The organism is Caballeronia glebae (genome assembly GCF_001545035.1).
GTDB classification, from domain to species: Bacteria; Pseudomonadota; Gammaproteobacteria; order Burkholderiales; family Burkholderiaceae; genus Caballeronia; species Caballeronia glebae.
Window position 1 is genome coordinate 20916 of the sequence record NZ_FCOJ02000017.1, and the last position, 11664, is coordinate 32579.

Annotated in this window: 12 protein-coding genes; 9 read left to right on the forward strand and 3 right to left on the reverse strand. The window is 63.4% G+C overall.

Annotated features, from left to right (window positions below; all coding sequences use genetic code 11):
• Nucleotides 1–78: 78 nt before the first annotated feature.
• The 3 genes from AWB82_RS13900 to AWB82_RS38975 all read left to right on the forward strand — a co-directional run bounded on the left by AWB82_RS13900 (nt 79) and on the right by AWB82_RS38975 (nt 1334).
• The gene (locus AWB82_RS13900; protein ID WP_086967970.1) at nt 79–345 is read left to right on the forward strand and encodes a hypothetical protein; all 267 of its coding nucleotides are present in this window, start codon (nt 79–81) and stop codon (nt 343–345) included.
• 138 nt (nt 346–483) lie between these two features.
• Nucleotides 484–1101, forward strand: a complete 618-nt coding sequence (locus AWB82_RS38970) for a chorismate transformation enzyme, FkbO/Hyg5 family (RefSeq protein WP_327344777.1) — start codon at nt 484–486, stop codon at nt 1099–1101.
• The gene (locus tag AWB82_RS38975; protein WP_327344751.1) at nt 1041–1334 is read left to right on the forward strand and encodes a hypothetical protein; all 294 of its coding nucleotides are present in this window, start codon (nt 1041–1043) and stop codon (nt 1332–1334) included. Before AWB82_RS38970 ends, AWB82_RS38975 begins: the two co-directional genes overlap by 61 nt.
• Here AWB82_RS38975 and AWB82_RS13910 read toward each other — a convergent pair.
• Entirely contained in the window at nt 1326–2195 is an 870-nt protein-coding gene (locus AWB82_RS13910) for a LysR family transcriptional regulator (RefSeq protein WP_086967972.1), read from the reverse strand. The two genes, AWB82_RS38975 and AWB82_RS13910, sit on opposite strands and share 9 nt — an antisense overlap.
• An 87-nt stretch (nt 2196–2282) precedes the next feature.
• Between AWB82_RS13910 and AWB82_RS13915 the strand changes: the two genes are divergently transcribed.
• Nucleotides 2283–3200: a DMT family transporter gene (locus AWB82_RS13915; protein ID WP_086967974.1), complete on the forward strand. Its 918-nt coding sequence runs from the start codon at nt 2283–2285 to the stop codon at nt 3198–3200.
• Nucleotides 3201–3210: 10 nt separating this feature from the next.
• Here AWB82_RS13915 and AWB82_RS13920 read toward each other — a convergent pair whose 3' ends face one another.
• Nucleotides 3211–4107 (reverse strand): LysR family transcriptional regulator, encoded by an 897-nt coding sequence (locus tag AWB82_RS13920; RefSeq protein ID WP_086967976.1) that lies wholly within the window; start codon nt 4105–4107, stop codon nt 3211–3213.
• Between the two features lie 128 nt (nt 4108–4235).
• On the opposite strand from AWB82_RS13920, the gene AWB82_RS13925 reads away from it, so the two are divergent.
• From AWB82_RS13925 to AWB82_RS13945, 5 genes are all read left to right on the forward strand, one after another.
• Nucleotides 4236–6365: a 3-hydroxyacyl-CoA dehydrogenase NAD-binding domain-containing protein gene (locus AWB82_RS13925; RefSeq protein ID WP_086967978.1), complete on the forward strand. Its 2130-nt coding sequence runs from the start codon at nt 4236–4238 to the stop codon at nt 6363–6365.
• A gap of 38 nt (nt 6366–6403) precedes the next feature.
• The gene (locus tag AWB82_RS13930) at nt 6404–7594 is read left to right on the forward strand and encodes an acyl-CoA dehydrogenase family protein (RefSeq protein WP_086967980.1); all 1191 of its coding nucleotides are present in this window, start codon (nt 6404–6406) and stop codon (nt 7592–7594) included.
• 13 nt (nt 7595–7607) lie between these two features.
• Nucleotides 7608–8744 carry an acyl-CoA dehydrogenase family protein gene (locus AWB82_RS13935; protein WP_086967982.1) on the forward strand — a complete coding sequence of 379 codons (1137 nt, stop codon included), beginning with the start codon at nt 7608–7610 and terminating at the stop codon, nt 8742–8744.
• 26 nt (nt 8745–8770) lie between these two features.
• The gene (locus tag AWB82_RS13940) at nt 8771–8980 is read left to right on the forward strand and encodes a hypothetical protein (protein ID WP_086967984.1); all 210 of its coding nucleotides are present in this window, start codon (nt 8771–8773) and stop codon (nt 8978–8980) included.
• A gap of 158 nt (nt 8981–9138) precedes the next feature.
• Entirely contained in the window at nt 9139–10662 is a 1524-nt protein-coding gene (locus tag AWB82_RS13945) for a sensor domain-containing diguanylate cyclase (protein WP_086967986.1), read from the forward strand.
• Between the two features lie 45 nt (nt 10663–10707).
• Here the strand turns inward: AWB82_RS13945 and AWB82_RS13950 are convergent, their stop codons facing one another.
• Complete coding sequence (locus AWB82_RS13950; RefSeq protein WP_086967988.1) at nt 10708–11655, reverse strand: amino acid ABC transporter substrate-binding protein; 948 nt, start codon at nt 11653–11655, stop codon at nt 10708–10710.
• Nucleotides 11656–11664 lie beyond the last annotated feature (9 nt).

An 11664-nucleotide genomic window follows, 5' to 3' on the forward strand; every position in this document is an offset into this window, starting at 1 on the left:
CGCGTAATCGAGCTATGGTATAAGCACCGCATGCACGCGCCCGCTCGCGGCGCGCAACGAACGTAACAGGAGCATGCAGTGAGAAGGACCGCCGAAAACAAGTTGAAGGTGGTCGCAGTGCGCGTCGATCCACAATTCGAGCAACGGCTGCGACTTCTGGCGGAAGTAACGGGACGCAAGCAATCGTTCTTCCTCCAGCAGATGATCGAGAACGGCATCGGCGCAATGGAAGAAACATGGCTGCCGCCGGACGTCCTCGAACAAGTGAGGAGTGGCGCGTTGCCGCCATTGCAGCAGGATCGCACCGCGACTGCGGACCTCTTCGGCGACCAGGCCGATGAATAATCGATGATGTCGACAATCGCGTCGCGCTTCATCGCTCACGACGCGACATGCGAAGACGATGTGCTCGCACGCATCGTCTTCGGTGCGACGAGCGGCCCGCCATGCATCGAAAACGGCGTGCCGACGCTGCACCTCGCGATGTACGACGACGCGCGCGACGGCTTCGCCGAAATATGGACCTGCGCCGGGCCGATCCGTAGTGGACGCTTCAACGATCTCGTCTTCGCGCACGACGACGAGTTCCTGTTTTGCGCGGGCTTCATCCCGTCGTCCGGCCAATACACGGAAGCCACGCGAAAAGCCTATGGCGATGCGTTCGCGCTCGTCGGCGAACTGAACTTTCCGAAGATTTTCCGCATGTGGAATTTCATCCCGCACATCAACGGTGCGAATCGGGAAGGGCTCGAAGTGTATCGGGATTTTTGCCGTGGACGCGCCATTGCGTTCGAGCGCGATTACGCGGACGCATCGGGCATGCCGGGGCGACGGGCATCGGCACATGGGGCAAGGGCGTCGGCTTCTATTTTCTGGCGTGTCGCGCGAATTCGCCCCGGCATATCGAGAACTCGCTTCAGACGCCCGCGTATGCGTATCCGCAGCGCTACGGTCCGAAGCCGCCGAGTTTCGCGCGCGGCACCTTGCTGCGCGATGCGCTGTTCGTCTCGGGCACGGCCAGCATTCTCGGACACGAGACCGTGCACGAAGGCGATCTCGACGAGCAATGGCGCGTCGCGATCGGCAATATCGCGCATTTGATCGGCGTGGAAAATCTCGAAGCGCAGAAGGTGGGCGGCGGTTGTACGCTGCGCGATCTCGACTGGATCAAGGTGTATTACCGGCATTCGACGGACTTGCCACGCGTGATGAAACTCGCGCAAGACGCGTTTCATCCGAATGCGAGCATCCGCTATCTGAGGGTCGATATCTGCCGTGCCGATCTGCTTGTCGAGATCGAGGGCATCGCTTCATATCGGCATCCATCAGACTGACGCCGATTGCCTGAGCGTCTTCACGAGCAGGCTGTGCAGACTGTCCACCGCTTTGGAGCCGCGCGAGTCGCGGCTTCGGTGCACCGCGACTTCCATCGGTTCGAGCGGTCCCAGACCTTCATCGTTGCCCAGAATGCGAAGATGTTCCGGCGCGCTGCATTGCGTCAGCACCGCCACCGCCAGGCCGCTCTCGACGGCGGCAATCTGCCCGGCGAGACTCGAACTGTTGTAGACCACCTTGTATCGACGCCCCTGCTGCGCGAGCGAATGAATCGCGCTGCGCCGCGCGAGGCTCGCGCTTTCATAGACCGCGATCGGCAGCGGGTCGCGCCGCCATAACTCGAACTGCGCGGCGCCGACCCAGACCATCGGCTCGTGGAACAGCAACGTGCCGCGCCGGCCGTGATCGCGCGACACGAGCGCGATATCGAGTTCGTTATTCGCGATGCGCGGAATGAGCGACGTCGATTGCTCGCAGATCAGCTCGATCTCGACACCGCTATGCCGCGGCGCAAAACGCTTGAGCACGGGCGTCAGATATTTTGCCGCGTAGTCGTCGGGCACGCCGAGACGCACGCGGCCGGTTAAGTGCTCGCCCTGAAGCGCGACCTGCGCTTCGGCATGCAGATCGAGAATGCGTCGCGCGTAGCCGAGCAGCGTCTGCCCGTCGTGAGTCAGTTCGAGCGTGCGCGAGCCGCGTTCGATGAGCCGCAATTCCAGCGCGCTTTCGAGCTTCTTCAACTGCATGCTCACCGCCGATTGCGAGCGATGCACTTCGCTCGCCGCGCTCGACAGCGAACCCGCATCGACGACGGCGACGAAGCACTTGAGCCAGTCCATTTGCAAATCGTGTTGTTTCATCGGCTTGATTGATGATTTCGAAAATCGAATAGACGAGGTTCGAATTATGCGCTTTTCGTTGCCTCCGTCTCGGCACAGACTTCGGGCATGAACACGAACGCGTCATCATCTTCCCGGCCGGCTGCGCACAGTGAACCACGATCTGCGGCGGGCGCATGGTCTTTCATCCTCGGTTGCGCGCTGCTCGGCACGATCGGCGTTTTCCTGCACGAAGCCAAAGCCGATCCGCTGACCGCGACGTGGTTTCGCTGCGCATTCGGCTTGTTGGGCATGAGCGCGTGGGTGATCTCGCGCGGACAAACACGCTTGCTGCGCCTCACGCGCGGCAATGGTCCGTGGGTGCTCGCCGCCAGCATGCTCATGGTGTTGAGCTGGGCGTTGTTCTTCAGCGCGGCCGAGCGAATATCGGCGGGCGTCGCGATCGTTCTCTTTCACGTGCAGCCGATGTGGGTGCTGCTGTTCGCATCGCTATGGCTGAAAGAGGCGATCGGCGCGCGGCGCGTCATCGCCGTTGCGTTCGCCATGTGCGGGCTGGTGCTGGCGACGGGCATTGTCGAGCACACGGCGGGCGGTTCGTTGCAGCCGGCGTACTGGATGGGCGTGGCCGCGTGCCTGGCTGGTTCGCTGTGCATGGCGTGCGTGACCATCATCGCGAGACGGCTGCGCGACTTGCCCGCGGGCGTGCTCGCGTGGTGGCAGTGCGCCGTCGGCACGCTGCTGTTATGGATCTGGCCGATGCAGCAGGGCTGGCCCGCGTGGGGCACGTCGTGGGCGTGGCTCGCGGGCCTCGGGCTGATTCACACGGGCCTCGCGTACACGCTGATGTATATCGGCATGGCGCGGCTCGATACCGCGCGCGTCGCGGTGCTTCAGTTCGTCTATCCGGCGGTGGCCATCGTCATCGACTGGCTGGTTCTGGATCAGCGCTTGAGCGGCGTGCAGATGACAGGCATCGCGTTGATGTCGGTGGCGATAGGATTTGCGCAGCGCGGCCGGAAAGCGTAAGGCCAGCGCTTCAATGCCGCGCCTTCTGCGAGCGGTCGAGCATGAACTCGATGAACGCCAGCGTCGCGCGCGTGTGATGCCGGTTCGGCATGTACAGCATGTACATGTGCGTCCCGAAGATACTGAGCCGCCATGGGTCGAGCGCGGTGACGACTTCGCCGCGCCGCATGTCTTCCATCACGACGTAATCCGGCACGATGCCGACGCCGAGACCCGCGAGAATCGCGTCGCGCAGAAAGAGGAAATTTTCGGAGATGAGGCTCGGTTCGAGGAGCACTTCGTGACGCGCGTCGTCTAGATAAGCGGCGACGCGCGTCTGCTTGCCGACGACCGTCGCGGTGATCACCGGCACGACGCCCAGCTCTTCCAGACGCATGGGCATGCCGTGCGCCTCGGCATACGCGGACGATGCGCATGCGACATACCGCACCGGCCCCATGTCGCGGGCGACGAGACTCGGCGGTGGTTCGGGCATCACGCGCACGGCGATATCGACTTCATCGCGCAGCAAGTCTTCGACGCGATTTTCGAACATCACGTCGAGCACAATATCCGGATACTCGCGCTTGAACGCGATCAGCCATTCCGACATCACGAGTTGCCCGTAACCGCTCGGCACCGAGAGCCGCACGCGCCCCTGCAACCTTTGCCCGAGCGTCGCCACCGATTCCTGCGCGGCGAGCAGCGCGTTGCGAATCGAACGGCCGTGCTCGTAGAGCCTGAGGCCGAGTTCGGTCGGCTCGACACGTCGCGTCGTGCGCCGCACGAGCTGCAAACCCACGGACTTTTCAAGCTGATTCAGGTGATAACTGACATTGGCGCGCGTCATCTTGAGGCGTCGCGCCGCTTCGCTCAGATTGCCCGCATCGAGGATTTCGACCAGCAGCGTGAGTTCGTTGACGTCCACGGCAAGGTTCGATTGTCAAAGGCGATTTGACAGTCTGTCAATCGACGCTGTGATTGTCAAGGATGCCTGTCCCCGCGAAAATGCTTCCACGCCAAACTGGAAATAACGACTCAGGAGAGACTTCATTCATGACGCTTTCGAGCGCGCCCGAAACCACCGCCCCCGTCCAGCACGAATTGCGCGGCAGCGTCCTGGTCGTGACGATCGATCACGCGCCCGTCAACGCGCTCAACGCGGCGGTCCGGCGCGGTCTGATCGATGCAATCGAAGCCGCCGATGCCAATGCGTCCGTGCGCGCGGTGCTGATCGTCGGCGCGGGCCGCAACTTCATCGCGGGCGCGGATATCCGCGAGTTCGGCAAGCCTGCCGTGCCGCCGTCGCTGCCCGAGGTGTGCAACCGCATCGAACGTTGCGACAAGCCGGTTATCGCGGCGATTCACGGCGCGGCGCTGGGCGGTGGACTCGAAGTGGCGCTGGCGTCGCATTACCGGATCGCGGTCGCCGGCGCAAAGCTCGGTCTGCCCGAAGTGCAACTCGGCCTTTTGCCCGGCGCGGGCGGCACGCAGCGCTCGGCGCGTCTGATCGGCGCGCAGGCCGCGTTGTCGTTGATATTGAGCGGTCGTCACGTCGACGCGCAGGAAGCGCAGCGCTTGGGACTCGTCGATCGCATCGGCCAGAGCGATGACGTGTTCGCCGAAGGCCTCGCCTATGCGCACGAACTCATCGCGACGCAGGCCGCGCCGCGCCGCACGAAGAACGCACGCGGACTCGCGGACAAAGAAGCCAGCGCGGCCGCGATTGCCGCCGCGCGCGTGGAGACGCAGAAGAAGTCGCGCGGATTGTTATCGCCGCTGAAGATCGTCGACTGCGTGGAAGCGGCCTTGAATCTGCCCTTCGACGAAGGCCTGTGCTTCGAGCGCGAGCGATTCATCGAATGCCGCGAGAGCCCGCAGCGCGCGGGTCTCGTGCATGCTTTCTTCGCCGAGCGCGAAACGCAGAAAGCGCCTGAAACGCTCGACGCGCAGCCGCGCGCGCTCGATCGCATAGGCGTGATCGGCGGCGGGACGATGGGCGCGGGCATCGCCGTCGCGCTGCTCGATGCGGGTCTCGCGGTGACGATGATCGAGCGCGACGACGCATCGCTCGAACGCGGGCGCGCGCATGTCGAGAAGGTGTACGACGCGCTGATCGCGAAAGGCCGCATGAAGCAGGAAGCGAAAACGCGCGCGATGCAACGCTTCGACGGCGACACGCGATACGACGCGCTCGCCGACGTCGATCTCGTCATCGAAGCCGTGTTCGAGGACATGGCCGTGAAGAAGGCCGTGTTCGCGGAACTCGATCGCGTATGCAAGCCGGGCGCGGTGCTCGCAACCAACACGTCCTATCTCGACATCGACGAGATCGCGGCGAGCATCTCGCGCCCGCAAGACGTGCTCGGGCTGCACTTCTTTTCGCCCGCCAACATCATGAAGCTGCTCGAAGTGGTCGTGCCCGCGCGCGTGAGCGCCGATGTCGTGGCGACCGGCTTCGAGCTTGCACGGAAGCTGAAGAAGGTCGCGGTGCGCGCGGGCGTGTGCGATGGTTTCATCGGCAATCGCATGCTCGCGGTGTATCGCGCGGCGGCGGATCATCTGATGGAAGACGGCGCGTCGCCGTATCAGATCGACCGAGCCGTGCGCGACTTCGGCTTTCCGATGGGACCGTATCAGGTCATCGATCTGGCGGGCGGCGATATCGGCTGGGCGGCGAGAAAGCGGCGCGCCGCGACGCGCGATCCGAAGGCGCGCTACGTGCGTATCGGCGATGAATTGTGCGAGCGCGGCTGGTTCGGCCAGAAGACGGGACGCGGTTTCTATCGCTACGAAAACGGCGCGCGCACGGGCACGCCGGATGCGGACGTGGAATCGATCATCGACGCCGAGCGCGAGCGTGCGGGCGTGACGCCGCGTGAATTCAGCGATGAACAGATCGTGCGCCGCTATCTCGCCGCGATGATCAACGAGGGCGCGAATATCGTGCATGAAGGCATCGCGCAGCGTCCGCTCGACGTCGATGCCACGTTGATGCATGGCTTCGGCTTTCCGCGCTATCGCGGCGGCCCGATGCATTACGCCGATACCGTGGGCCTCGATAACATCCTCGCGGATATCCACGCGTTCGCGAAGGAAGATCCGCTCTTCTGGCGCGCATCGCCGTTGCTCGTCGATCTCGTCGCGCGCGGCCAGAATTTCGCGAGCCTGAACCGTTCGGCCTGACGCGTGGTCTTCGTCAATCTCTTCAAGGAACCGCAGTCATGGACCTGACATTCACCGCAGACGAGGAAGCATTTCGCGCCGAAGTGCTGACGTTTCTGCGCACCTCGCTTCCGGAGCATCTCGCGCGAAAAGCGCGCACGGGCGAGCGCCTGACGCGCGACGACATGGCGCAATGGCACGGCATTCTCAACGCGAAAGGCTGGCTCGCGAATCACTGGCCGAAGGAGCATGGCGGCCCGGGCTGGACCGCCGTGCAGAGGTTCATCTTCGAAAACGAATGCGCGATTGCGGGCGCGCCGCGTATCGTGCCCTTCGGCGTGAACATGCTCGGGCCGGTGCTCATCAAATACGGTAGCGACGCGCAGAAGCGCCATTGGCTGCCGCGCATTCTCGATGGCGCCGACTGGTGGTGTCAGGGCTATTCGGAACCGGGCGCGGGCTCGGATCTCGCATCGGTGCGCACAACAGCCGCTCGCGCGATGGAGAACGGCCGCGAGTTTTACATCGTCAACGGACAGAAGACGTGGACCACGCTCGCGCACTACGCGAACATGATCTTCTGCCTCGTGCGCACGTCGCAGGATGCACACAAGCAGGAAGGCATCAGCTTTCTGCTCATCGACATGAATACGCCCGGCGTCGAAGTGCGCCCGATCATCACGCTCGACGGCGAGCACGAAGTCAACGAAGTGTTCTTCACCGACGTTCGCGTGCCCGTTGCGAATCTCGTCGGCGAGGAGAACAAGGGCTGGACCTATGCCAAGTATCTGCTGACCTACGAGCGCACGAACATAGCGGGCGTGGGCTTTTCGGTAGCGGCGCTGGGCCGTCTGAAAGCGGTGGCGGGCAAGGTGCAGAGCAATGGCCGCGCGCTCCTCGACGATCCTTTGTTCGCCGCGCGTCTCGCGCGTGTCGAGATCGATCTGGAGAACATGAAGACGACGAATCTGCGCGTGCTCGCGGCGGTCGCGGGCGGTGGCGTGCCGGGCGCGGAAAGCTCGATGCTGAAGATTCGCGGCACGGAGATTCGCCAGGAAATCTCTTCGCTGATGCGTCGCGCGATGGGTCCGTATGCGCAGCCGTTCATCGATGAAGCGCTCGAAGAGGACAGCGACGGCGAAGCATCGACTGCGGCCGCGCAGTACTTCAACAATCGCAAGCTGTCGATTTTCGGCGGCTCCAACGAAATACAGAAGAACATCATCGCGAAGATGATGCTCGGGCTCTAAAGGATTTCGCACGATGAATTTCCAGCATACGGAAGACCGGCGGATGCTCGCGGATTCGTTGAACCGCTTCATCGCCGAGCAATACGCGTTCGATGTGCGCGACAAGATCGCGCGTTCGCAGGAAGGCTTCAGCCGCGATATGTGGCGGCGGCTTTGTGAGCTTGGCATCGTCGGCGCGTTCTTCGATGAATCCGTTGGCGGCTTCGGCGGCGATGGGTTCGATATCTCCGTCGTGTTCGAGGCGCTCGGGCGCGGACTCGTCGTCGAGCCGTTTCTCGATGCGCTGATCGTCGGGCGCGCGCTTGCCTATGCGGGCGATGAAAGGCAGCGCGAGACGATCGCGAAGATGATCGACGGCACTGCGATCGCGGCGTTCGCGCATGACGAACCCGGCTCGCACTACGAGCTTGCACGCGTGAACACGCGCGCGACGCGGCATGGCGAGCGCTGGATGCTCAACGGCGCGAAGGGCGTCGTGCAGCAGGGCGAGCATGCCGATGTGATGCTCGTGTCGGCGCGCACGTCGGGCGAAGCGCATGACGATGCGGGCATTTCGCTCTTCATGGTGCCGCGCGATGCGCAAGGCGTGAACGTGCACGGCTATCGCAAGATCGATGGCGGGCGCGTGGCGGAGGTGTCGCTCGATAACGTAATGCTCGATGCGGATGCGCTCGTCGGCAATGAAGGCGAGGGATACGCGACGCTCACGCACGCGATCGGATATGGACTCGTCGCGCTCGCGTCGGAAGCGCTCGGCGCGATGGATGTCGCGAAGGAACATACGCTCGACTATCTGCGCACGCGTAAGCAGTTCGGCGTGCCTATCGGCTCGTTTCAGGCGCTGCAACATCGCATGGCCGATGTGCTGCTCGAAATCGAGCAGGCGCGTTCCGCGGCGATCAATGCGGCGGCCGCGGTCGGTGCATCGGGTGTCGCGCGTGAACGTGCGTTGTCGGCGGCGAAGTATTCGGTCGGGCGCATCGGCGCGCTGGTTGCAGAAGAGGCCATTCAGATGCATGGCGGCATCGGCATGACGTGGGAATTGCCGCTTTCGCATTACGCGAAACGGCTCGTGATGATCGATCATCAACTGGGCGATGAAGATCATCATCTCGCACGGTATATCGCGCTGGGGCGTGTCGCGTCATGACGAATCGCTAAGAGGCCACGACGACCATGCTGGCGATCATTCAAGATCAGGTTCGGAGCGATGCGGCCAAGCAAGCCGACAAGGAGGACGCGACGCTCTGGCGCTGGTTCTCCGATCTTTACGAGGAAGGACGAATCCGCTGGTGCCGTTCGGCGCAAGGATGGCTCGTGAGCGTGGATCACAAGCATCTCGCGACGGAGCCGGATTTCGATGCTGCGATTCGGTGTTTCGCGTGAACGCTTTTTTAATGCCGGGGACATTCGCCGCTCGATCTCAAATCGCCTCCCCGCACCCAATTCATACAAATAGGAGAGAATATCGGCCTAGCGCGCTGACTGAGGACCGTGCAGAGCAAAGATAAACTCGCGAGCCAGGTTTCCGGGACCTCCAAATAGTGGCAACCGAAAATATCTACAACCCGAGTCGCAACGCACACGCGCCGGCGCGCGCGCGAACCTCGACGCCGAACATCATCGTGCTGTGCGGCACGCTCATCGCGCTCGTCATGGTGGGGCTTTGCGCGCTGGTGCTGTATCAGGGCAGGGTCGATGCGCTAGAACGCGCGCGCGACACGTCGCGTAACCTCGCGATGCTCGCCGAACGCGACATCGAACGCAATTTCGAACTGTACGAGTTGTCGCTGCAGGCTGTCGTGGAAGGCGTGGAACGCGAAGACGTGATGAGCCTGCCGCCCCAGCTACGCAACGACGTGCTGTTCGACCGGGCGGCGACGGCCCGCGATCTGGGCTCGATCCTCGTGCTCGACGAGAACGGCAAGATCGTTATCGATTCCGGCAGCCTCGTGCCCCGCTCGGGCAATTTCGCGGATCGCAGCTATTTCGCGGCGCAGCGCGATCACCCCGACACCGGGCTTTACATCAGCGGCCCGTATGCGTCGCGATTGCGTGGCGGCGCGCCCAGCATCGCGTTGAGCCGCAGGCTCTCGTATCCCGACGGATCGTTCGCGGGCGTCGCCATGCTCGCCATCAACCTCGAATACTTTCGCAATCTTTTCGCGGGGCTTTCGCTCGGGCCGCACGGCGCCGTCTCGCTGATCAACCACGACGGCGTGATGATCATGCGCCAACCCTTCGATGCCCGCGTGATCGGCCGCGATATCAGCCACGCCGACACTTTCAAAAACTTTCGCGCGGCGCAGAAGGGCAGCTTCACCGAGACATCGTCGATCGACGGCAGACGCCGCCTTTATTACTTCAGCAATTTTCCGAACCTGCCGCTCATCATCATGGTGGCCGAAGGGGAAGAGGACATCTACGCGGCGTGGCGGCGGCGCGCGATCATCATCGGTTCGTCGATGGGCGTGCTCGCGATCGGCTTCATCATTCTTTCGTTCGTGCTCGCGGCGCAATTCAGGCGGCGCATGCGGGCCGAGTCGGAACTGCAATTGCTCGCGCGTACAGATGGACTCACCGGCCTGCACAATCGCCGCACGCTGGGCGAGATTCTCGATCAGGAGTGGCGCAGGGCGCGCCGCACGCGCAGTCTCTTTTCGCTGCTCTTCGTCGATATCGACCGCTTCAAGGCGTTCAACGATGCCTACGGCCATCAGGCGGGCGACGACGCGCTCGCGGCTGTCGCGCGCTGCATCGGCGATAACATCCGGCGGCCTGTGGACACCGCCGCGCGCTACGGCGGCGAGGAATTCGTCGTCGTCTTGCCCGACACGCCCGCCGACGGCGCCGCGAAAGTCGCCGAGAAGATTCGCGCCGCCATATGCGATCTGTCGATCGAGCACGCGGGCAGCGAGTTCGGCCGCGTCACGGCGAGTATCGGTCTCGCAAGTTGGCGGCCGGAGCGCGACGACGACGTGAGCGCGCTCATTCGCGCCGCCGACGAAGCGCTCTACGATGCAAAAGCCCGCGGACGCAACCGCGTCATGCAGGCGGGTCCCGCCTGAAACACGGCGGGTTCGCGTTATCGCCGGCAAGAGAAAAAGGCGCGCTCACTGCGCTTCGCCGCCCGCCATCGACTCGATGATGCTTTCGAGTTGCGCGCTCATCGGCATGTCGAGGCTCTTGCCCGACGGCAAACGTCGCAGGAACCAGCGCTTGTATTGACGCTCGATTTCGCCATCGGCGGCGAGGTTCTGAAACGTGTCTTTCACCACTTGCGCGAGCTGCGGATCGTTCTTGCGATACATGATGCCGTACGGGTCATACGACAGATAATCGCCGATCACCTGATACGCGCCGCCCTTCGCCGCGTTCTCCGCGATGAGGCCGTAGAGCAGCACGTCGTCGGTGGCGAATGCATCGGCCTGGCCGTTCGCGACGCGCGCGAAGCCTTCCGCGTGATCCGGCACGACCTGCAACTGCAGGCCGAGCGCGAACTTCCTGTCGAGATCGCGCAGCGCCTTTTCATTCGTGGTGCCCGCCGTCACCGCGACTTTCTTTCCCGCCAGATCGCGAAACGAGCGGATCGGCGAGCCTTTTTTGACCATCACCTTGGTGCCGGCCACGAAGAAGATCGGCGAGAAGGCCACGCGTTTTTGCCGCTCGACGTTGCTCGTGGTCGAGCCGCATTCGAGATCGACACGGCCGTCGACGACCGCATCGATACGATTCTCCGGCGTCACGGGCACCCACTGAATCTTCAGGTTTCGATGCACCGCATTGCCGATCGCGGCGACGATCGACTTGCACAGTTCGATCGAATAGCCGATCGGCTCCTTGCGCGCATTGAGATACGAGAACGGCACCGAAGCGTCGCGATAGCCGAGCGCGAGCGTGCCCGTGTCGCGCGCCTTGGCAAGCGTGCCCGTCAGCGTCGCGGGCGCGTAGGCGTCGTTGTCCGGCGGCGCTGTCTGCACGTCGTCGGCGGCGTGCGCACCGAGCGTGATCGCGATGAGGCTGGCCGAAACCAGCGCGGACCAGAAGCGCTGCGTCTTCATGGCTCGCCT